Annotated in this window: 1 protein-coding gene; it reads right to left on the reverse strand. The window is 62.4% G+C overall.

Going from position 1 to position 25,912, the window contains the following annotated elements:
- The gene (locus ACS92L_RS09120; protein ID WP_438764356.1) at positions 1 to 25,659 is read right to left on the reverse strand and encodes an Ig-like domain-containing protein; all 25,659 of its coding nucleotides are present in this window, start codon (positions 25,657 to 25,659) and stop codon (positions 1 to 3) included.
- Positions 25,660 to 25,912: the final 253 nt, after the last annotated feature.

The following is a 25,912-nucleotide window of genomic DNA, read 5'->3' on the forward strand; positions in this document are numbered from 1 at the left end:
CTAGCCATCCAGGTTGGTCTTGAGATTGCCGTTGTCCAGCAGCGCCTTGATGATCTCCGTGTCGGAATTGCCCAGCGTGGTCATATCCACCCCGCTGAAGACGATCTTCTGGGTCACGCCGCCCCCGGGACCGTCGGTCTTGATCTCGAGCGTCGAACTGTTGCTGCCCGCCGTGCCCGGCGCCCCGCTCGCCTCGCCTCGGACGAAGTGCAGGTACTGGGAGGCCAGGCTGGCATCCCGGGCATTGCTGCCGCTGCCGCCGAGATCGAGCAGATCCGATAGATCGAGGACATCGCCCCCGCTGCCACGGGTGAAGTCGGTGACCCGGTCAATGGCCGGATTGATGCTCGTGCCCTGGTCACCGCGCATCCAGGCAAAGGTATCGCTGCCTTCGCCGCCGGTCAGAATGTCGTTGCCGGTGCCGCCTACCAGCCAGTCGTTGCCGAGCCCGCCTTCAAGACGATCGTTGCCGGCACCGCCATAAAGACGATCATTGCCCGCACCGCCGCGCAGCGTGTCATCGCCGCCATAGCCGAACAGGATGTCGTTACCGTCACCACCGGTGAGGATGTCGCCGCTCCCGGTACCCATCATCAGATCCGCCCCGGCCGTACCGTTGATGGCAGAGGTCACGTTGATAGAGGTGCCACTGCCCGTACTATTGCTGAGCGTAACCATGTGGTTTTCACTGTGCTGCCCACTGCCGTCGACCGTAGCGAAGGTGAAGCCGTCCGCTTTGGGTCCAGCATCCCCCGAAGCCAACAGGCCTGTACCCAACAGCGAGTTTTTCTGATCGGCCGGGTTATAGGTCAGCGTGGTGGGGTCAAACACCTTGCCGGTTAGCACATCACTGGCCGTAATTGCCGTGGCGCCTGAATAGAGCACGCCGTTGACGGGCATCGAGGTAATCACCACGCCCAGCTTTGTACCGCTTTCCACATCGTGGAAATTGCCCAGCCGCGGGAAGTCGATGTACACCACATCATTGGTGATGCTGGTAGCAGTCAGTGCCACGGTGAAGTTTGACGCCGTTGGCGCGTAATTATGCGTACTGCCCGTGACATGCACGGCAAGCGTTGCCGTGGCGGTACCGCCCTTGCCGTCGCTAATGGTGTAGCTGAAGGTGTCATCGGCCGTTTTTCCGCCCAGCAGACTACGGCTGGTAGGCCGCCCGGGATCAAGCGTGTAGGCGTAGCTGCCGTCGGCGGACAGCGTCAGCGTGCCGTAGACCCCATGAATGATCACGTTGCTGCCGACCGTCACGGCGGCCATGCTTCCGGCAATGCTGTTGCTCACGCCGGTCACGACCAGCTTGTCACCGATATCGACATCACTGTCATTGGCCAGCACATTACCCGTCGCCGTCGGCGTTCCTTCGGTACTCAACCCAACATTGCCCGCCGTACCATACAACACCCCACTGCCCAGAGCCGTCAGCGCGGTCGGCGCCCCCAGCGTCAGGGTATCCACGTTCATGGGGGTGGCCTTGTTGTCAGTGGTAATGATCAACAGGTTGCCATTGGCATCCTCGCCCAGCCCATAGACCGGGTGTGGCATGGTCGCTACCAGCTTTGTCGTCGCGCTACCACTGGTTGTCCTGATCGTGCCGTCAGCGTTGATGGCGATTTCATAGACACGACCGGTCTGGTCGGAACCATAAAGATGGCCACCGACATACTTTAAATCGCCGCCCGAGTTGTAATTGACGGTGGCGAGCTGTGTAACGGCAAGCGTCACCGGGTTGATCTGATAAAGTGCGCCGTTGTTGGCATTGGCTGCCAGCAGCTGTCCGCTGGGCATCATTGTCAGCGCATTGAGAGCCGTCGTACCGGCCAGCGTACCCAGCGACGTCGCAACGCCAGTACTGACATTGATGCTATAGAGCGCCGTGGCATTGGAAGCTGTAGAGAAGTTGATGCCGTAAAGCCTTCCTGGCGTAGTGCTCTGGGCGATATCACCGAATACCGGCGCGGCACCGCCACTACTGTTGGTCATGGTGAGGCTGGTCTGGCTGCCCGTGGTCAGATTCCAGGTTTCCAGTACCCCGGTGTGGGTCGAGAGATAGACAACCTTCTGCTCGCCCTGGCCGCTGACATAGGCGTGGTCGGCCATCGCCACCGGGGCGTCATTAACGCCCGTGATGGTGACGGAGATCGTCTGTTTTGAACCGTCGGCAGCAGTGACCGTGAAGGTCTCCACCTTCGTGGCACCAGCGCCGAGCGACTGTACCCTTGCGTTATCCACGCTGTAGGTCCATTTGCCGCTGGCATCGATGGCCAGAGAACCCAGCGTGCTGCCTACCGGCGCACCAACACCGGCCTGAAAGGCCACCGGCTGATTGGCGCCATCCAGTACCACGAGGGTGTTGCTGCTGGTCAGCGTACTGCCCGTATCTTCTGTCACCGCACCGGTTGGGCTCGACGCCGGGAAGACCAGCACGTTCTGTGTCACGGTGGTACTCGCCGTACCGCCATTAACGCCCACTGCCGTTGCGGTGTAGAGCGTCGCAATGGTGCCGGTGTAGCCGGCCGGCGGCATCAGACGCAGGGTATCCAGCGACCAGCCGGTCAATGACACCTGCTGTGTCGCACTGGTAATCGCGACACTGTTGCCGGCGGCATCACTCAGCACTGACCCTGCCGGCAGATTGGCAATGCTCAGCTTCAGCGTTTCTGCCGGCCCGATCGTGTCCGTCAGGGCTGCCGTGGGTGTTCCAAGCTCGATGCGGGTGCCGGTGACGCCCTGATCTTCCTTCACTGCGTAGTAGCGATAGCCGCTGCTGTCGGTCTGCTGCGGCGTAAAGGGCAATGTAGCGTTTGAAACCGCGCCAATACTGGGGAAAAGCGCGAAATTGGTGTTGTTAAGCGTTTTGGCCGCGCCACCATCCACCGAGACCGTCATGGCAAGGTTACCGGCCCCGGTATAGTTGGTCATGTAGACCCCGACCGGATAGTAGCCGCTGACTGTGGGCGTGATGGTGGCGGTGTTGTAGGTGCCCCATGAGTTGAAGTTTTTACCCAGCAGCGTCTGATCACCCACCGTGAACAGCAACGTGTCGTCAGAGTTGCCGGTAAAGCGGTAGCTGTGCCCCGCCTCCAGGTACATTACCCCCTTGACGCTATAGGCATCACCGGCGCCGACGGTGTAGTTGATGCCGCCGCTGACGGTGCCCTGCGTGGTCGGCGTTCTGTCCGCCATGAGCGTGGGCAGACTCGCCGCCGTGTTCCACGCCGTGGTGTTGGCGACCTGCTGATAAAAGGTGACTTCCAGCCCCAGACTATTGGCGAGCGCGCCGGTCTCGATCGCCGTTAGCGAATGCTCGACCACGTTGATGATCGGCCGGTCCACGACACCGGTAATGGTCACCGTCAGCGTGCTGATAGCCGTACCGCCCTGGCCGTCGCTGACGGTATATTGCACCGAGGAGGTCTTGCTTGCCCCCTCGGTCAGACTCTGGAAAGCCTGCCCCGGGTCAAAGCTGTAGCTGCCATCATTATTGATCACGAAGGTGCCGCCGCCGTTACCGGCCACGGCAGCCCCGACGCCTGTGCCAAGCCCATTAACGGCTGCCACATTCAGTATGGTACCGGCATCAACATCGGTGTCGTTGGCCAGTACACCGTTGGCGGCATTGACGACCAGACGGGTATCTTCGTCGGTGGTGCCGGTATCGGGGCGCGCGACCGGGGCGTCATTGGCACCAGTAATGGTCACCGTAAGCGTGGTGGTTGCACTGGCACCATGATTGTCGCTGACGGTGTAACTGACGGTGCTGGTCGCGGTCTGACCGACTGCCAGTCGGTTGAAATCCGACCCCGGGTTGAAGCTATAGCTGCCATCGCCATTGAGCACAAAAACGCCACCATGGCTGCCTGCCACAGCGCTGCCTAGGCCCGACGTACTGCCGTTGACCTGGGTGACGCGCAGCGTGTCACCGCTGTCGACATCGCGATCATTGGCCAGCACGCCATCGGCCGCGCTGACCACCAGGGGGGTCTTTTCACCCGTAATGGCTATATCGGCAACCGCTATCGGCGCATCGTTGACGCCTTTGACCGTGACCGTCAGCGTTGCGGTACTGGCGTTGCCCTGATCATCGCTGACCGTGTAGCTGACCTGCGTGGTCGCTGTCTGGCCATCCGGCAGATAGTCAAAGGCACTGCCCGGCCGGAACTGATAGCTGCCATCAGCTGCCAACACGAACTGACCACCGTTGGAGCCTGTCACCACCTGCCCGACGCCACCGGTTTCACCATTGATGGCCACCACGCGAAGCGTCTTATCATCACTGTCACGATCGGTATCGTTGGCGAGCACGCCACGAGCGGCATCAACGCTTAGCGTGACGCTCTGCTGCGTATTCCCCGTATCGGCTTGTGCATCCGGTGGCAGGACATCTATCCGGTAATCGCGCGAGGTCGTGGCATTGCCGACATTACCCGCGGCATCAGCGTGCGAGACGGACGCGCTGATCCTGTCGACGCCTGCATTGGTCAACACGCTACCGGGGACTGCAACGCTGAACGTACCGTTCTGACCCACAACTGTTGAGTAGTTCTGACCGCCGACCGAGACAGTGACCGTATCACCGGGCGCGGCATCACCGCCGGCACGACCGGTGATGGCAACATCCTGCGCCGCTTCCGCAGCGTTGATGACATCATCGCCCGCGACGGTATTCAGTGAAATCGTTACGACCGGGATGACCGTATCAACGGCATAGCTCGCCGCGATGTTCGCCGAACCCACATTACCGGCCGCGTCCGTGTGACTGACCTCGGCATGGATTGCATCGCTCGAGGCCAGCTGGCTGCCGGGCACGCTGATCGAGAAGGTGCCGTCACCGTTTACCGCACCGGTATACGTCTGCTGACCCACCGTCAGGGTAACGAGGTCACCCGCGGCAAACTCGCCGCTGACCGAGCCGGTCACCGGAATGGTCTGGTTCGCCTCGTCGGCGTTAACGATGTTGTCGCCGGCAATGGTGTCGAGCTGGACCGCAAGAACCGGTGGTGTGGTATCCACCGCGTAGTCACGGCCGGTCTCGGCACTGCCGATATTGCCAGCGGTATCAGTATGACTGACCGAAGCTGCCACACTATTGACACCAGCAGCAGCGAGAACTGAGCCGGGCACGGCGACGCTGAACGCGCCGTTCTGACCCACCACCGTGGTGTAGCTTTGGTTGCCAACCGAGACGGTGACGGTATCACCGGATGCGGCGTCACCGCCGGCACGACCGGTAATGGCAACATCCTGCGCCGCTTCCGCGGCGTTGATAATGTCATCACCGGCGATCGTGTCCAGCGAAATCGTCACGACCGGAATATCGGTATCAACGGCGTAGCTGGCCGCGGTATTCGCCGAACCCACGTTGCCCGCCGCATCGGTGTGGCTGACGTCAGCGCGGATCGAATCGCTCGAGGCCAGCTGACTGCCCGGCACGTTGATCGAGAAGGTGCCGTCACCGTTTACCGCACCGGTATACGTCTGCTGACCCACCGCCAGGGTGACGATATCGCCCGCGGCAAACTCACCGCTGACCGAACCCATCACCGGAATGGTCTGATTCGCCTCGTCGGCGTTGACGATGCTGTCGCCGGCGATGGTGTCGAGCTGGATCGAAAGAACCGGCGGCGTGGTATCTACCGCGTAATCACGAGTGGTCTCGGCACTGCCAACATTGCCGGCGGCATCGGTATGGGTCACGGATGCCGAAACGCTATTGGCACCGGCAGCAGCGAGGATCGAGCCCGGTACCGCGACGCTGAACGTACCGTTCTGACCGACGGTCGCCGTATAGCTCTGATTGCCGACGTTGACCGTGACGGTATCACCGGGGGCGGCGTCGCCAGCGGCGCGACCGGTGATGGTCACATCCTGCGCCGCTTCCGCCGCGTTGATGATGTCATCGCCGGCAATGGTATCAAGGCTGATGGTCACCACCGGGATGTCGGTGTCGACCGCGTAATTCGCGGCCGTATTGGCCGATCCGGTATTGCCCGCTGCGTCGGTATGGCTGACGTCAGCGCGGATCGAATCACTCGAGGCCAACTGGCTGCCGGGGACATTAATGCTGAACGTGCCGTCACCGTTCACGGCACCGGTGTACGTCTGCTCACCCACCGCCAGGGTGACGATATCGCCCGCGGCAAACTCACCACTGACCGAACCCGTCACCGGAATGGTCTGATTCGCCTCGTCGGCGTTGACGATGTTGTCGCCGGCAACGGTATCCAGCGTGATCGAGAGCGCCGGCGGCGTGGTATCCACCGCATAATCACGGCTGGTCTCGGCACTTCCGATATTGCCCGCGGCATCGGTATGCGAAACAGAGGCAGTGATCGAGCCCGCACCGGCATTTGCCAGCACGCTGCCCGGCACCGCGATGCTGAACGCGCCGTTCTGCCCCACAACCGTTGAGTAGCTCTGACCACCCACCGAGATGGTGACACTATCACCGGGTGCGGCATCACCACCGGCACGACCGGTGATGGCCACATCCTGCGCCGCTTCCGCCGCGTTAATGACATCATCACCCGCGATCGTGTCCAGCGAGATCGTAACGACCGGAATATCGGTATCAACGGCGTAGCTTGCCGCTGTGTTCGCCGAGCCCACGTTGCCCGCGGCATCGGTGTGGCTGACCTCGGCACGGATTGAATCGCTCGAGGCCAGCTGGCTGCCGGGCACGTTGATCGAGAAAGTGCCGTCAGCATTTACTGCGCCGCTGTACGTTTGCTGTCCCGCCGTCAGGATAACGAGGTCACCCGCGACAAACTCGCCCGTGACCGAACCGGTCACAGGAATATCGCGACCCGCTTCCTCGGCGTTGACGATGTTGTCGCCGGCGATGGTGTCGAGTGCGATTGAAAGAACAGGTGGAGTGGTATCCACCGCGTAGTCACGAGCGGTCTCGGCGCTGCCGATGTTGCCGGCCGCATCGGTGTGCGAAACGGCGGCACTGATCGAATCGGCACCAGCGGTTGCCAGCACGCTACCCGGCACTGCAACGCTGAACGCGCCGTTCTGGCCGACGGTCGTTGAGTAGCTCTGACCGCCGACCGAGACGGTGACCGTATCACCGGGCACAGCATCGCCGCCGGCACGGCCGGTGATGGTCACATCCTGCGCCGCTTCCGCCGCGTTGATGACGTCGTCACCGGCGATGATATCGAGACTGATGGTGACGACCGGAATGTCGGTATCAACCGCGTAGCTGACTGCGGTGTTGGCTGAACCTATATTACCGGCCGCGTCCGTGTGACTGACCTCGGCACGAATTGAATCGCTTTGCGCCAGCTGGCTACCGGGGACATTAATGCTGAACGTACCGTCGCCGTTCACCGCGCCGGTGTAGCTCTGATCACCGATCGTCAGGGTCACAGTGTCGCCTGCCGCAAACTCGCCGCTGACCGAACCGGTCACCGGGATGGTCTGGTTCGCTTCCTCGGCATTGACAATGTTGTCGCCGGCAATGGTGTCGAGTGCGATCGAAAGCACCGGCGGCATAGTATCGACGGCGTAGTCGCGACTGGTCTCGGCACTGCCGGTGTTGCCGGCGGCATCCGTGTGACTGACCGACGCCGAGACGCTGTTGGCACCGGCAGCAGCCAAGATTGAGCCCGGCACGGCGACACTGAACGCGCCGTTCTGGCCCACAATCGTTAAGTAGTTCTGACCGCCGATCGAAATGGTCACCGTATCGCCGGGTGCAGCGTCACCACCAACGCGACCAGTGAGAGTCACATCCTCTGCGGCTTCCGCGGCATTGATGACGTCATCGCCCGCAATGGTATCGAGGCTGATGGTGACAACCGGAATGTCGGTATCAACCGCGTAGCTGGCAGCGGTGTTCGCCGAACCCACGTTACCGGCTGCGTCGGTGTGACTGACGTCGGCGCGAATCGAGTCACTCTGCGCCAGCTGACTACCCGGCACGTTAATCGAGAAGGTGCCGTCGGCGTTGACGGCACCGGTGTAGCTTTGATCACCAATCGTCAGGGTGACGATGTCGCCGGCCGCAGACTCGCCAGTGACGGAACCGGTCACCGGGATATCGCGACCTGCTTCTTCAGCGTTGACGATGTTGTCGCCGGCAATTGTATCGAGCTGAATGGAAAGGACCGGCGGCGTGGTATCGACGGCGTAGTCGCGAGCTGTCTCGGCGCTGCCAGTATTCCCTGCAACGTCCGTGTGACTGACCGACGCCGAGACGCTGTTGGCACCGGCAACAGCGAGAATCGAGCCTGGCACGGCCACACTGAAAGCGCCGTTCTGACCCACAACCGTTGAGTAGTTCTGGCCACCGACCGAGACAGTCACCGTATCACCGGCCACAGCATCACCACCGGCGCGACCGGTGATGGTCACATCCTGCGCCGCTTCCGCCGCGTTGATGACGTCATCGCCGGCGATCGTATCCAGCGAGATCGTGACCGCCGGAATGGTCGTATCGACACCGTAGCTCACTGCGGTGTTGGCCGAGCCAGTATTACCGGCCGCGTCCGTGTGACTGACCTCGGCACGAATCGAATCGCTCGAGGCCAGCTGGCTGCCGGGCACGTTGATCGAGAAGGTACCGTCGGCGTTGACGGCACCGGTGTAGCTTTGATCACCAATCGTCAGGGTGACGATGTCGCCGGCCGCAAACTCGCCAGTGACGGAACCGGTCACCGGGATATCGCGACCTGCTTCTTCAGCGTTGACGATGTTGTCGCCGGCGATGGTATCGAGCGTGATCGCAAGAACCGGCGGCGTGGTATCCACCGCGTAGTCGCGAGCTGTCTCGGCGCTTCCGACATTGCCGGCGGCATCGGTGTGCGAAACGACAGCATTGATCGAGCCGGCGCCAGCGGTTGCCAGCACGCTGCCCGGCACGGCGACGCTAAACGCGCCGTTCTGACCGACGGTCGCCGTATAGCTCTGATTGCCGACGTTGACCGTGACGGTATCACCGGGAGCGGCGTCGCCACCGGCACGACCGGTGATGGTCACATCCTGCGCCGCTTCCGCGGCGTTGATGACGTCATCGCCCGCGATCGTATCGAGGCTGATGGTGACGACCGGAATGTCGGTATCAACCGCGTAGCTGGCCGCGGTGTTCGCCGAGCCCACATTGCCCGCCGCGTCGGTATGACTAACGTCGGCACGAATCGAATCACTCTGTGCCAGCTGAGCGCCGGGCACATTGATCGAGAAGGTGCCATCACCGTTTACCGAGCCGGTGTACGTCTGCTCGCCGACCGTCAGGGTGACAATATCACCTGCAGCAAACTCGCCGCTGACCGAACCGGTGACCGGAATGGCCTGGTTGGCTTCATCGGCGTTGACGATATTGTCGCCGGCAATGGTGTCGAGCTGGATTGCAAGAACCGGCGGGATTGTATCGACACTATAGTCGCGAGCGGTCTCGGCGCTTCCGACGTTGCCGGCGGCATCGGTATGCGAAACAGAGGCAGTGATCGAATCGGCACCAGCGGTAGCCAGCGCGCTGCCCGGCACGTCCACGCTGAACGCGCCGTTCTGGCCGACAGTCGTTGAGTAGCTCTGCCCACCGATCGATACGGTGACCGTATCACCGAGCGCGGCGTCACCGCCGGCACGACCGGTAATGGCCACATCCTGCGCGGCTTCCGCCGCGTTGATGACGTCATCGCCAGCGATGGTATCGAGACTGATCGTCACAATGGGAATGGTTGTGTCGACGCTGTAGCTGACTGCGGTATTGGCCGAGCCGGTATTGCCCGCCGCGTCGGTATGACTAACGTCGGCACGAATCGAATCGCTCTGCGTCAGCTGAGCGCCGGGCACATTGATCGAGAAGGTGCCATCACCGTTTACCGAGCCGGTGTACGTCTGCTCGCCCACCGTCAGGGTGACGAGGTCACCCGCGGCAAACTCGCCGCTGACCGAACCGGTGACCGGAATGGTCTGGTTGGCTTCATCGGCGTTGACGATATTGTCGCCGGCAATGGTGTCGAGCTGGATGGCAAGAACCGGCGGCGTGGTATCGACCGCGTAGTCGCGGATAGTTTCAGCGCTGCCAGTATTCCCCGCAGCGTCAGTGTGACTTACGGATGCCGCGACACTATTGGCACCGGCAGCAGCCAAAACCGACCCCGGTACCGCAACGCTGAACGCACCGTTCTGACCAAGGGTCGCCGTATAGCTCTGGTTACCCACGCTGACCGTGACAGTATCGCCGGGCACCGCGTCGCCGCCGGCGCGACCGGTGATAGCCACATCATCTGCGGCTTCCGCTGCGTTGATGACGTCATCGCCAGCAATGGTATCGAGGCTGATGGTCACCACAGGGATAGCGGTGTCGACCGCGTAATTCGCAGCAGTGTTAGCGCTGCCGGTATTGCCCGCCACGTCGGTATGACTGACCTCAGCGCGGATCGAGTCGCTCAAGGCCAGCTGACTGCCCGGCACGTTGATTGAGAAGCTGCCGTCGGCATTCACTGCGCCGGTATACGTCTGCTGACCGACCGTCAGGGTCACTAGGTCACCGGCAGCGTATTCACCAGAAACCGTGCCGGTCACCGGGATATCGCGACCGGACTCCTCGGCGTTGACGATATTGTCGCCGGCAATGGTGTCGAGCTGGATGGCAAGTTCCGGCGGCGTGGTATCCACCGCGTAGTCGCGAGCTGTCTCGGCGCTTCCGACATTGCCAGCGGCATCCGTATGACTGACCGACGCCGAGACACTGTTGGCGCCAGCGGCAGCCAAAATCGAGCCCGGCACGGCCACACTGAACGCACCGTTCTGACCGACCACCGTGGTGTAGTTCTGGCCACTGATCGAGACGGTGACCGTATCACCGAGCGCGGCGTCACCGCCGGCGCGACCGGTGATGGTCACATTCTCGGCGGCTTCGGCCGCGTTGATGACGTCATCGCCGGCAATGGTATCGAGGCTGATGGTGACGACCGGAATATCGGTATCAACGGCGTAGCTGGCCGCGATGTTGGCCGAGCCGGTATTGCCCGCCGCATCGGTATGGCTGACCTCGGCACGGATCGCGTCATTTTGTGCCAGCTGGCTGCCGGGCACGCTGATCGAGAAGGTGCCGTCACCGTTTACCGGGCCGGTGTACGTCTGTTGGCCTAACTTAAGGGTAACGATGTCGCCGACAGCGTATTCACCAGAAACCGAGCCGGTCACCGGGATATCGCGACCGGCCTCATCGGCGTTGACGATGTTGTCGCCGGCAATGGTGTCGAGCTGAATGGTAAGCACCGGCGGCGTGGTATCCACCGCGTAATCGCGGGCGGTCTCGGCGCTGCCGATGTTGCCGGCCGCGTCCGTGTGACTGACCGACGCCGAGACACTGTTGGCACCGGCAGCAGCGAGAATCGAGCCCGGCACTGCAACGCTGAACGCGCCGTTCTGACCGACAGTGGTCGTATAGCTCTGGTTACCCACGCTGACCGTGACGGTATCGCCGGAAACGGCATCACCACCGGCACGACCGGTAATGGTGATGTCCTGCGCCGCTTCCGCCGCGTTAATGACATCATCACCCGCGATCGTGTCCAGCGAGATCGTAACGACCGGAATATCGGTATCAACGGCGTAGCTTGCCGCTGTGTTCGCCGAGCCCACGTTGCCCGCGGCATCGGTGTGGCTGACCTCGGCACGGATCGCGTCATTTTGTGCCAGCTGACCGCCGGGCACGTTGATCGAGAAGCTGCCGTCGGCATTCACCGCGCCGGTGTAGGTCTGCTCACCCACCGTCAGGGTAACGAGGTCACCCGCGGCGAACTCGCCGCTGACCGAACCCGTCACCGGAATGGTCTGATTCGCCTCGTCGGCGTTGACGATGTTGTCGCCGGCAATGGTGTCGAGCTGGATGGCAAGAACCGGCGGCGTGGTATCCACCGCGTAGCCGCGGATAGTTTCGGCGCTGCCGACATTGCCGGCGGCATCGGTATGCGAAACAGAGGCAGTGATCGAACCCGCATCAGCTGTTGCCAGCGCACTACCAGGAACGGCGACGCTGAACGTGCCGTTCTGACCAACGGTCGCCGTATAGCTCTGGTTACCCACGCTGACCGTGACAGTGTCGCCGGGCACCGCATCGCCGCCGGCGCGACCGGTGATAGCCACATCATCTGCGGCTTCCGCCGCGTTGATGACGTCATCGCCAGCGATGGTATCGAGACTGATCGTCACAATGGGAATGGTTGTGTCGACGCTGTAGCTGACTGCGGTATTGGCCGAGCCGGTATTGCCCGCCGCGTCGGTATGGCTAACTTCAAGGCTAATCGAATTATTCTGCGCCAGCTGAGCACCGGGCACGTTAATCGAGAAGGTGCCGTCACCGTTTACCGCGCCGGTGTAGGTCTGCTCACCCACCGTCAGGGTAACGATGTCACCGGCTGCGAACTCACCGCTGATGGAGCCCGTTACCGGGATGGTCTGGTTGGACTCATCGGCATTGACAATGTTGTCGCCGGCAATGGTGTCCAGCGTGATCGAAAGCACCGGCGGCGTGGTATCGACGGCGTAGTCGCGGCTGGTCTCGGCACTGCCGATATTGCCAGCGATATCAGTATGACTGACCGAAGCTGCCACACTATTGACACCGGCAGCAGCGAGAACTGAGCCGGGCACGGCGACGCTGAACGCGCCGTTCTGACCGACCACCGTGGTGTAGTTCTGGCCAGCGATTGAGACGGTGACCGCATCACCAGGCGCAGCATCGCCACCGGCACGACCGCTGATGGTCACATTCTGTGCGGCTTCCGCGGCGTTGATAACGTCGTCACCGGCGATCGTGTCGAGACTGATCGTCACAATGGGAATGGTTGTGTCGACGCTGTAGCTGACTACGGTATTGGCCGAGCCGGTATTGCCCGCCGCGTCGGTATGGCTAACTTCAAGGCTAATCGAATTATTCTGCGCCAGCTGAGCACCGGGCACGTTAATCGAGAAGGTGCCATCGGCATTCACCGCACCGGTGTACGTTTGCTGCCCCACTGTCACCGTCACGATATCGCCCGCGGCAAACTCGCCAGTGACGGAACCGGTCACCGGGATATCGCGACCTGCTTCTTCAGCGTTGACGATGTTGTCGCCAGCAATGGTATCAAGCTGGATGGCCAGCGCCGGCGGAGTGGTGTCGACAGCGTAGTCGCGAGCGGTCTCGGCACTGCAGACGTTGCCGGCCACATCCGTATGACTGACTGACGCCGAGACACTGTTGGCACCAGTCACAGCCAGCAACGAGCCTGGCACCGCAACGCTGAACGCGCCGTTCTGGCCGACGGTCGTTGAGTAGCTCTGACCGCCGACCGAGACGGTGACCGTATCACCGGGCACAGCATCGCCGCCGGCACGGCCGGTGATGGTCACATCCTGTGCGGCTTCCGCGGCGTTGATGATGTCATCGCCGGCAATGGTATCGAGGCTGATGGTCACCACAGGGATAGCGGTGTCGACCGCGTAATTCGCAGCAGTGTTCGCGCTGCCGGTATTGCCCGCCGCGTCGGTGTGGCTGACATCAGCGCGGATCGAATCACTCTGGACCAGCTGACCGCCGGGCACGTTGATCGAGAAGGTGCCGTCGGCACTCACCGCACCGGTGTAGTTCTGCTCGCCGATTGTCAGGGTAACGGGATCACCCGCGGCAAACTCACCACTGACCGAACCCGTCACCGGAATGGTCTGATTCGCCTCATCGGCGTTAACGATGTTGTCGCCGGCAATGGTATTCAGCGCGATCGACAGGACCGGCGGTGTGGTATCGACGCTATAGTCGCGAGCGGTCTCGGCGCTGCCGATATTGCCGGCGGCATCGGTGTGCGAAACGACAGCATTGATCGAGCCGGCGCCAGCGGTTGCCAGCACACTACCCGGCACGGCGACGCTAAACGCGCCGTTCTGACCGACGGTCGCCGTATAGCTCTGATTGCCGACGTTGACCGTGACGGTATCACCGGAGGCGGCGTCGCCACCGGCACGACCGGTGACGGCCACATCCTGCGCCGCTTCCGCGGCGTTGATGACGTCATCGCCGGCGATAGTATCGAGGCTGATGGTGACGACCGGAATGTCGGTATCAACCGCGTAGCTGGCCGCGGTGTTCGCCGAGCCCACATTGCCCGCCGTGTCGGTATGGCTAACTTCCAGGCTAATCGAATTATTCTGCGCCAGCTGAGCACCGGGCACGTTAATCGAGAAGGTGCCGTCACCGTTTACCGCGCCGGTGTACGTCTGCTCGCCGACCGTCAAGGTGACAATATCACCTGCGGCAAACTCGCCGCTGACCGAGCCGGTCACCGGAATAGTCTGGTTGGCTTCATCGGCGTTGACGATATTGTCGCCGGCAATGGTATTCAGCGCGATCGAAAGGACCGGCGGTGTGGTATCGACGCTATAGTCGCGAGCGGTCTCGGCACTGCCAACGTTGCCGGCGGCATCCATGTGGCTGACCGAGGCAGAGACACTGTTGGCACCGGCAGCAGCGAGAATCGAGCCTGGCACGGCCACACTGAAAGCGCCGTTCTGACCCACAACCGTTGAGTAGTTCTGGCCACCGACCGAGACAGTCACCGTATCACCGGCCACAGCATCACCACCGGCGCGACCGGTGATGGTCACATCCTGCGCCGCTTCCGCCGCGTTGATGACGTCATCGCCGGCGATCGTATCCAGCGAGATCGTGACCGCCGGAATGGTCGTATCGACACCGTAGCTCACTGCGGTGTTGGCCGAGCCGGTATTGCCCGCTGCGTCGGTATGGCTGACGTCAGCGCGGATCGAATCACTCTGGACCAGCTGACCGCCGGGCACGTTGATCGAGAAGCTGCCGTCGGCATTCACCACGCCGGTGTAGGTCTGCTCACCCACCGTCAGGGTAACGAGGTCACCCGCGGCGAACTCACCGCTGACCGAACCGGTCACAGGAATGGTCTGGTTGGCCTCGTCGGCGTTGACGATGTTGTCGCCAGCGATGGTATCCAGCGTGATCGCAAGCGCCGGCGGCGTGGTATCCACCGCGTAGTCGCGAGCTGTCTCGGCGCTTCCGACATTGCCAGCGGCATCCGTATGACTGACCGAAGCCGAGACACTGTTGGCGCCAGCCACAGCCAGCACCGAACCTGGTACTGCGACACTGAACGCGCCGCTCTGACCGACAGTGGCCGTATAACTCTGGTTGCCGACGCTGACCGTGACAGTATCGCCGGGCACCGCATCGCCGCCGGCACGACCGGTAATGGTGATGTCCTGCGCCGCTTCCGCGGCATTGATGACGTCATCGCCCGCGATCGTATCAAGACTGATGGTGACAGCAGGGATAGTTGTGTCGACTGAATAGCTGGCCGCGGTGTTCGCCGAGCCCACGTTACCGGCCGCGTCCGTGTGACTGACCTCAGCACGAATCGAATCGCTCTGTGCCAGCTGACTGCCGGGGACATTAATGCTGAACGTGCCATCGGCGTTGATCGCGCCGGTATAGATCTGGTCACCGACCGTCAGGGTGACGGTGTCGTCCACGACAAACTCGCCCGTGACCGAGCCGGTCACCGGGATAGTCTGGTTGGCCTCGTCGGCATTGACGATGTTGTCGCCGGCGATGGTGTCGAGTGCGATTGAAAGAACGGGCGGCGTGGTATCGACGGCGTAGTCGCGAGCCGTCTCGGCACTGCCGGTATTTCCTGCGATGTCAGTGTGACTGACCGACGCCGAGACGCTGTTGGCACCGGCAGCAGCGAGAATCGAGCCCGGCACTGCAACGCTGAACGCGCCGTTCTGACCGACAGTGGTCGTATAGCTCTGGTTACCCACGCTGACCGTGACGGTATCGCCGGAAACGGCATCACCACCGGCACGACCGGTAATGGTGATGTCCTGCGCCGCTTCCGCCGCGTTAATGACATCATCACCCGCGATCGTGTCCAGCGAGATCGTAACGACCGGAATATCGGTATCAACGGCGTAGCTTGCCGCTGTGTTCGCCGAGCCCACGTTGCCCGCGGCATCGGTGTGGCTGACCTCGGCACGGATCGCGTCATTTTGTGCCAGCTGACCGCCGGGCACGTTGATCGAGAAGCTGCCGTCGGCATTCACCGCGCCGGTGTAGGTCTGCTCACCCACCGTCAGGGTGACGATGTCGCCGGCCGCAAACTCGCCAGTGACGGAACCGGTCACCGGGATATCGCGACCGGCCTCTTCAGCATTGACGATGTTGTCGCCGGCGATGGTATCCAGCTGGATGGCAAGTTCCGGCGGCGTGGTGTCGACGCCATAATCGCGTGACGTGGCGGCGCTGCCGATGTTGCCGGCCGCGCCCGTGTGACTGACAGAAGCGGAAACACTGTTGGCGCCAGCGATAGTCAGCAACGAGCCCGGCACTGCGACGCTGAACGCGCCGTTCTGACCAACGGTCGCCGTATAGCTCTGGTTACCCACGCTGACCGTGACAGTGTCACCGGCTACCGCATCACCACCGGCACGACCGGTGATGGCAACATCCTGCGCCGCTTCCGCGGCGTTGATGACGTCATCACCGGCGATCGTGTCGAGACTAATGGTGACGACCGGAATGTCGGTATCAACGGCGTAGCTGACCGCGGTGTTCGCCGAGCCGGTGTTGCCCGCCGCGTCGGTGTGGCTGACGTCGGCGCGAATCGAGTCACTCTGTGCCAGCTGAACGCCGGGCACGTTAATGCTGAAAGTACCGTCGGCGTTCACGGCACCGGTGTACGTCTGCTGACCGACCGTCAGGGTCACTAGGTCACCGGCAGCGTATTCACCAGAGACCGTGCCGGTCACCGGAATATCGCGACCCGCGTCTTCAGCATTGACGATGTTGTCGCCAGCAACGGTATCCAGCGTGATCGCAAGCGCCGGCGGCGTAGTGTCGACGGCGTAGTCGCGGCTGGTCTCGGCGCTGCCGGTATTCCCCGCAGCGTCAGTGTGACTGACCGAAGCCGCCACGTTATTGGCACCAGAAGTAGCCAAAATTGAACCGGGCACCGCGACGCTGAACGCGCCGTTCTGACCCACAACCGTTGAGTAGTTCTGGCCACCGATCGAGACGGCCACCGTATCGCCGGGTGCAGCGTCACCGCCGGCGCGACCGGTGATGGCCACATTCTGTGCGGCTTCCGCGGCGTTGATGATGTCATCGCCGGCGATCGTGTTGAGACTGATCGTCACGATGGGAATGGTTGTGTCGACGCTGTAGCTGACTGCGGTATTGGCCGAGCCGGTATTGCCCGCCGCGTCGGTATGACTGACGTCGGCGCGAATCGAGTCACTCTGCGCCAGCTGACTACCCGGCACGTTAATCGAGAAGGTGCCGTCGGCATTTACCGCACCGGTGTACGTTTGCTGACCCACTGTCACCGTCACGATATCGCCCGCGGCAAACTCGCCGCTGACCGAACCGGTCACGGGTATATCGCGACCTGCTTCTTCAGCGTTGACGATGTTGTCGCCGGCAATTGTATCGAGCTGAATAGTCAGCTCTGGCGGCGTCGTATCGACCGCGTAGTCGCGGATAGTTTCAGCGCTGCCAGTATTCCCCGCAGCGTCAGTGTGACTTACGGATGCCGCGACACTGCTGGCACCGGCAGCAGCGAGGATCGAGCCTGGCATGGCGACACTAAACACGCCGTTCTGACCCACAACTGTGGTGTAACTCTGCCCGCCAACCGAGACGGTCACCGTATCGCCGGGTGCAGCATCGCCCCCGGCACGACCGGTGATAGCCACATCATCTGCGGCTTCCGCGGCGTTAATGACGTCATCGCTAGCGATGGTATCGAGGCTGATGGTCACCACCGGGATGTCAGTATCAACCGCGTAATTCGCGGCAGTGTTGGCCGAGCCGGTATTACCCGCCACATCGGTGTGACTGACCCCGGCACGAATCGAATCGCTCTGCGCCAGCTGGCTACCAGGCACGTTGATGCTAAAAGTACCGTCACCGTTCACCGCGCCGGTGTAGGTCTGCTGCCCTACCGCCAGGGTGACGATGTCACCCGCTGCAAACTCACCCGAAACCGTGCCGGTCACCGGAATGGCCTGGTTGGCTTCATCGGCGTTAACGATGTTGTCGCCGGCGATGGTGTCGAGCTGAATAGTCAGCTCTGGCGGCGTCGTATCGACGGCGTAGTCGCGAGCCGTCTCGGCACTGCTTGTGTTGCCGGCCGCATCGGTGTGCGAAACGGAGGCCGAAACACTGCTGGCACCAGCGGCTGCGAGAATCGAGCCCGGTACCGCAACGCTGAACGCGCCGTTCTGACCGACCACTGTGGTGTAGTTCTGGCCAGCGATCGAGACGGTGACCGTATCACCGGGGGCGGCGTCGCCACCGGCACGACCGGTGATGGTCACAACCTGCGCGGCTTCCGCCACATTGATGACGTCATCGCCGGCAATCGTATCCAGTGAGATCGTGACCACCGGAATGGTTGTGTCGACCGCGTAATTTGCAGCAGTGTTCGCGCTGCCGGTATTGCCCGCCGCGTCGGTATGACTGACCTCAGCGCGGATCTCGTCATTCCGGGCCAACTGGCTGCCCGGCACGCTGATCGAGAAGGTGCCGTCGGCATTTACAGCACCGGCGTAGCTCTGATCACCGATCGTCAGGGTCACAGTGTCGCCTGCCGCAAATTCGCCACTGACCGAACCGGTCACCGGAATGGCCTGGTTGGCTTCATCGGCGTTGACGATGTTGTCGCCGGCAATGGTGTCGAGCGTGATCGAGAGCACCGGCGGCGTGGTATCGACGGCGTAGTCGCGAGCGGTTTCGGCGCTGCCGATGTTGCCGGCGGCATCGGTGTGCGAAACAGAGGCAGTGATCGAACCCGCACCAGCTGTTGCCAGCGCGCTGCCCGGCACCGCGACGCTGAACGCGCCGCTCTGACCGACGGTCGCCGTATAGCTCTGATTGCCGACGTTTACCGTGACGGTATCGCCGGGGGCGGCATCGCCACCGGCACGACCGGTAATGGTGATGTCCTGCGCCGCTTCCGCCGCGTTGATGACGTCGTCACCGGCGATCGTGTCCAGCGAGATCGTCACGATGGGAATGGTTGTGTCGACGCTGTAGCTGACTGCGGTGTTGGCCGAGCCGGCATTGCCCGCCGCATCGGTGTGGCTGACCTCGGCGCGGATGGCCTCATTTTGCGCCAACTGGCTGCCGGGCACGTTGATCGAGAAGGCGCCGTCGGCATTCACCGCACCGGTGTAGCTCTGCTGACCCACCGTCAGCGTAACAATGTCGCCTACGGCGAACTCGCCGCTGACCGAACCCGTCACCGGGATGGTCTGGTTCGCTTCCTCGGCGTTGACAATGTTGTCGCCGGCAGTGGTGTCGAGTGCAATCGAGAGCACCGGCGGCGTGGTGTCGACGGCGTAGTCGCGAGAGGTTTCGGCACTGCCGACGTTACCAGCGGCATCAACATGACTGACCGAAGCCGCCACGTTATTAGCACCAGCAGCAGCCAGTACCGCACCCGGCACCGCAACGCTGAACGCGCCGTTCTGACCTACAACGGTTGAGTAGTTCTGCTCACCCACCAAGATAGTCACCGTGTCGCCGGGCGCGGCATCGCCACCGGCACGACCGGTGACGGTCACGTCCTGCGCCGCTTCCGCAGCGTTGATGACGTCATTACCCGCGATCGTATCCAGCGATATCGTAACGACCGGAATGTTGGTATCAACCGAGTAGCTGGCCGCGGTATTCGCCGAACCGGTATTGCCCGCCGCATCGGTATGACTGACCTCAGCGCGGATCTCGTCATTTCGGGCCAGCTGAGCGCCGGGCACACTGATGCTGAACGTGCCGTCGCCGTTCACCGTGCCGGCGTAGCTCTGATCACCGATCGTCAGGGTCACAGTGTCGCCTGCCGCAAATTCGCCACTGACCGAACCGGTCACCGGAATGGCCTGACTGGCCTCATCGGCGTTGACGATGTTGTCGCCGGCAATGGTGTCGAGCTGAATAGTCAGCTCTGGCGGCGTCGTATCGACGGCGTAGTCGCGAGCCGTCTCGGCACTGCCGGTATTTCCTGCGATGTCAGTGTGACTGACCGACGCCGAGACGCTGTTGGCACCGGCAGCAGCGAGAATCGAGCCCGGCACGGCCACACTGAACGCACCGTTCTGACCGACCACCGTGGTGTAGTTCTGGCCACTGATCGAGACGGTGACCGTATCACCGAGCGCGGCGTCACCGCCGGCGCGACCGGTGATGGTCACATTCTCGGCGGCTTCGGCCGCGTTGATGACGTCATCGCCGGCAATGGTATCGAGGCTGATGGTGACGACCGGAATATCGGTATCAACGGCGTAGCTGGCCGCGATGTTGGCCGAGCCGGTATTGCCCGCCGCATCGGTATGGCTAACTTCAAGGCTAATCGAATTATTCTGCGCCAGCTGAGCACCGGGCACGTTAATCGAGAAGGTGCCGTCACCGTTTACCGCGCCGGTGTAGGTCTGCTCACCCACCGTCAGGGTAACGATGTCACCGGCTGCGAACTCACCGCTGATGGAGCCCGTTACCGGGATGGTCTGGTTGGCCTCGTCGGCATTGACGATATTGTCACCGGCGATGGTGTCGAGCTGGATGGCAAGAACCGGCGGCGTGGTATCCACCGCGTAGCCGCGGATAGTTTCGGCGCTGCCGACATTGCCGGCGGCATCGGTATGCGAAACGGCGGCACTGACCGAGCCCGCACCAGCTGTTGCCAGCACGCTGCCCGGCACCGCGATGCTGAACGCGCCGCTCTGCCCCACAACCGTTGAATAGCTCTGCCCACCGACCGAGACGGTGACCGTATCACCGGGCGCGGCATCACCGCCGGCACGACCGGTAATGGCCACATCCTGCGCCGCTTCCGCGGCGTTGATGACGTCATCACCGGCGATCGTATCGAGGCTGATGGTGACAACCGGAATGTCGGTATCAACCGCGTAGCTGGCCGCGGTGTTCGCCGAGCCGGTGTTGCCCGCCGCGTCGGTGTGGCTGACGTCAGCAAGAATCGAATCACTCTGTGCCAGCTGAGCGCCGGGCACGCTGATCGAGAAGGTACCGTCGGCACTTACAGCACCGGTGTACGTCTGCTCACCCACCGTCAGGATAACGAGATCACCCGCGGCAAATTCGCCACTGACCGAACCGGTCACCGGAATATCGCGACCCGCTTCCTCGGCGTTGACGATGTTGTCGCCGGCAATGGTGTCAAGCGTGATCGAGAGCACCGGCGGCGTGGTATCGACCGCGTAGGCGCGGCTGGTCTCGGCACTGCCAACGTTGCCGGCGGCATCCATGTGGCTGACCGAGGCAGAGACACTGTTGGCACCGGCAGCAGCGAGAATCGAGCCTGGCACGGCGACACTGAACGCGCCGTTCTGGCCCACAACCGTTAAGTAGTTCTGCCCCCCGATCGAGACGGTCACCGTATCACCGGCCACGGCATCGCCGCCGGCACGACCGGTGATAGCCACATCCTGCGCGGCTTCCGCAGCGTTAATGACGTCGTCACCCGCGATGGTATCCAGCGAGATCGTGACAACGGGCAGATCGGTGCTGACCGAATAATTGACGGCGGTATTGGCCGAACCCACATTGCCCGCGGCATCGGTGTGGCTGACGTCAGCGCGGATCGCATCATTCCGGGTCAGCTGACTCCCGGGCACGTTGATCGAGAAGCTGCCGTCGGCATTCACCACGCCGGTGTAGGTCTGCTCACCCACCGTCAGGGTAACGAGGTCACCCGCGGCGAACTCACCGCTGACCGAACCGGTCACAGGAATGGTCTGGTTGGCCTCGTCGGCGTTGACGATATTGTCGCCGGCGATGGTGTCGAGCTGGATCGAAAGGACCGGCGGCGTGGTATCGACGGCGTAGTCGCGAGCGGTCTCGGCACTGCCGGTGTTACCGGCCGCATCGGTATGGGTCACGGATGCCGAAGCGCTATTGGCACCGGCAGCAGCGAGGATCGAGCCCGGCACGGCCACAATAAACGCGCCGCTCTGCCCCACAACCGTTGAATAGCTCTGCCCACCGACCGAGACGGTGACCGTATCACCGGGCGCGGCATCACCGCCGGCACGACCGGTAATGGCCACATCCTGCGCCGCTTCCGCGGCGTTGATGACGTCATCGCCGGCGATAGTATCGAGGCTGATGGTGACAGCAGGGATAGTTGTGTCGACTGAATAGCTGACCGCGGTGTTCGCCGAGCCCACATTGCCCGCCGCGTCGGTATGACTAACGTCGGCGCGAATCGAATCGCTCTGCGCCAGCTGAGCGCCGGGCACATTAATGCTGAACGTACCGTCGCCGTTCACCGCGCCGGTGTACGTCTGCTCGCCGACCGTCAGGGTGACAATATCGCCTGCGGCAAACTCGCCGCTTACCGAACCGGTTACCGGAATGGTCTGACTGGCCTCATCGGCATTGACGATGTTGTCGCCGGCAATGGTGTCGAGCTGGATGGAAAGGACCGGCGGGATTGTATCGACACTATAGTCGCGAGCGGTCTCGGCGCTTCCGACGTTGCCGGCGGCATCGGTATGCGAAACAGAGGCAGTGATCGAATCGGCACCAGCGGTTGCCAGCGCGCTGCCCGGCACGGCCACGCTGAACGCGCCGTTCTGGCCGACAGTCGTTGAGTAGCTCTGCCCACCGATCGATACGGTGACCGTATCACCGAGCGCGGCGTCACCGCCGGCACGACCGGTAATGGCCACATCCTGCGCGGCTTCCGCAGCGTTAATGACGTCGTCACCCGCGATGGTATTTAGCGAGATCGTGACAACGGGCAGATCGGTGCTGACCGAATAATTGACGGCGGTATTGGCCGAGCCGGTATTGCCCGCCGCGTCGGTATGGCTGACCCCGGCGCGGATCGAATCGCTCGAGGCCAACTGGCTGCCGGGTACGTTAATCGAGAAAGTACCGTCGCCGTTTACCGCGCCGGTGTAGCTCTGCTCACCCACCGTCAGAGTGACGAGGTCACCGGCATCGTATTCACCAGAAACCGTGCCGGTCACCGGGATATCGCGACCGGACTCCTCGGCGTTGACGATGTTGTCGCCGGCAATGGTGTCGAGCTGGATTGCAAGAACCGGCGGCGTGGTATCGACCGCGTAGTCGCGAGCGGTCTCGGCACTGCCGATGTTGCCAGCGGCATCGGTGTGCGAAACAGAGGCAGTAATCGAACCCGCACCAGCTGTTGCCAGCGCGCTGCCCGGCACTGCAACGCTGAACGCGCCGTTCTGACCAACGGTCGCCGTATAGCTCTGATTGCCGACGTTGACCGTGACGGTATCACCGGGGGCGGCGTCGCCACCGGCGCGACCGGTGATGGCCACATCCTGCGCCGCTTCCGCCGCGTTGATGACGTCATCGCCGGCGATGGTATCCAACGAGATCGTTACCACGGGGATGGTCGTGTCGACGCTGTAGCTGACTGCGGTGTTCGCCGAGCCCATGTTGCCTGCGGCGTCGGTATGACTAACGTCGGCACGAATTGAATCGCTCTGCGCCAGCTGAGCGCCGGGCACGTTGATGCTGAAACTACCATCACCGTTTACCGCACCGGTATACGTCTGATTGCCGATAGTCAGATTGAGGATATCGCCCGCGGCAAATTCACCGCCGACCGAGCCGGTCACCGGGATATCGCGACCCGCTTCCTCGGCGTTGACGATGTTGTCGCCGGCAATGGTGTCGAGCTGAATGGTGAGTGCCGGTATCGTGATGTCGACGGCGTAGTCGCGACTGATAGTGGCACTGCCGACGTTACCTGCAGCGTCACGATGGGTAACGGCTGCTGTCACCGTTTCTGCCTGCGCCAGTACCGAACCGGGAAGCGTGACCGAGAACGTACCGTCCGCAATGACGATCGTCTTGTAGCTCTGCGACCCAATCGAGATGGTGACAGAATCGCCCTGGGCCACATCGCCGCTGGTCGCTCCCGTTAGCGTTACCTCCCCGCCGGCCTCGTTGGCATTGAGCACGTCATCACCGGCAATGGTATCCAGCGAAATCGAGACGACCGGTGCTTCCAGCCGGGTTGTATAGCCATGTGTCGTCGTCGCGGTGCTGACACCGCCGGCATGGATGTGACTGATGGTGGCAATAACGGTATCGCTGCCGACCAGAATGTCTCCGGGCACAATGATACTAAAGGACAGGGCGTCATCCACGGCGGTCATATAGGCATAATCGCCAATGGTGACGGTAACCATGTCACCTGCTGCAGCATCACCGCCAGCGATGCCACCGACAAGGATACTGCTGCGTGCCTCATCGGCATTAACGATGTCGTCTTCCGTGACGGTGTTCAGGGCAATCGTGACGACAGGCGTGGCTCTGCTGTCATCCCCAACCGGGGCTACCGGCTCGCCAGAAGCGTCATTATTGACTGGATCGCCGCCGCCGGTGTTCGGATCGGTCGGAGTCGTGGTGCTGCCGCCGGTATTCGGGTCCGACGGTGTAGTCGTATCGCCGCCGGTATTCGGGGCAGTCGGAGTCGTGGTGCCGCCGCCGTTGGTCGGATCGGTCGGTGTGGTCGTGCCGTCACCGGCGTTCGGGTCGGTCGGAGTCGTGGTGCTGCCGCCGGTATTCGGGTCCGTCGGAGTCGTGGTGCCGCCGCCGTTGGTCGGGTCGGTCGGTGTGGTCGTACCGCCGCCGTTGGTCGGATCGGTCGGTGTGGTCGTGCCGTCACCGGTGTTCGGGTCGGTCGGAGTCGTGGTGCTGCCGCCGGCATTCGGGTCCGTCGGTGTGGTCGTACCGCCACCGGTGTTCGGGGCAGTCGGAGTCGTGGTGCCGCCGCCGTTGGTCGGATCGGTCGGTGTGGTCGTGCCGTCACCGGTATTCGGGTCCGTCGGTGTGGTCGTACCGCCGCCGTTGGTCGGGTCGGTCGGAGTCGTGGTGCTGCCGCCGGCATTCGGGTCCGTCGGTGTGATCGTACCGCCGCCGGTGTTCGGGTCCGTCGGTGTGGTCGTACCGCCGCCGGCATTCGGGTCCGTCGGTGTGATCGTACCGCCGCCGGTGTTCGGGTCCGTCGGTGTGATCGTACCGCCGCCGGTGTTCGGGTCCGTCGGTGTGGTCGTACCGCCGCCGTTGGTCGGATCGGTCGGGGGGGGCGTGTCGCCGCCGTTGGCCGGTGGCGTAGCGGTATCATCGGCATCGGCGCTATCGGCAAACCCCGAGAACGTCGACGCGGGGGCGACGCCTGCCTCGTCGAAAGCGGCGCTATAGCGGTACTCGGTCTGTTGCTCTCGGCCGCTGCGATTGATGTCGAAAGGCTGTGAGAAACCGCCACTGCCTGAAAGACTGCCACCGCCGGCGTTTTGGGAAGCACCGGCGGCCGGCGCCTGCTGTACCTCTGTCGGATCCTGCCCGGCGGCGATGGCGGCCTGTAGTGCCGCGATTTCGGGATCAACCTCTGCAGGCTGCTGTGCAAAGACCAGTTCCACAACATCGTCTGTGCTGACCAATGTGGCGGGCTGGCCAGCATTGAGGCTTAACACGGTGCCATCGGCCAGTATGACCCGGCCACCGTCGGCCGCCATCAATACCGCATTTTCCGGTAACGCCATTCCCTGAACCACCGCCTTGCGTGGGTCCAGAAGCAGCACTACGCCATCAACACGCGCAACCGTATAAGCAGCCATAACGTCCGTCCCCTATCCCGCCGTGATGCTGAAATGGTTCAGCCCAGGCGAATATACAGTGCTTGTCGCTTTTTTCTAATTACCGAATAGCGATCGTTTCTCATGCCAATTCGAGAATAAAGCAAATTAACTAATCTTGTTTTCTCGTTAAGGACTAATACAAATAAGAAACATCTAAAAATACAGCTTTTGGGGCGGCAATGAAAAGAGGGGCAATCGGACAGAAAAAAGGCAGCCCGGAAGGACTGCCTGA

Origin of the sequence: Kushneria halocnemicola (assembly GCF_965650455.1) — a bacterium.
Taxonomy (GTDB): domain Bacteria; phylum Pseudomonadota; class Gammaproteobacteria; order Pseudomonadales; family Halomonadaceae; genus Kushneria.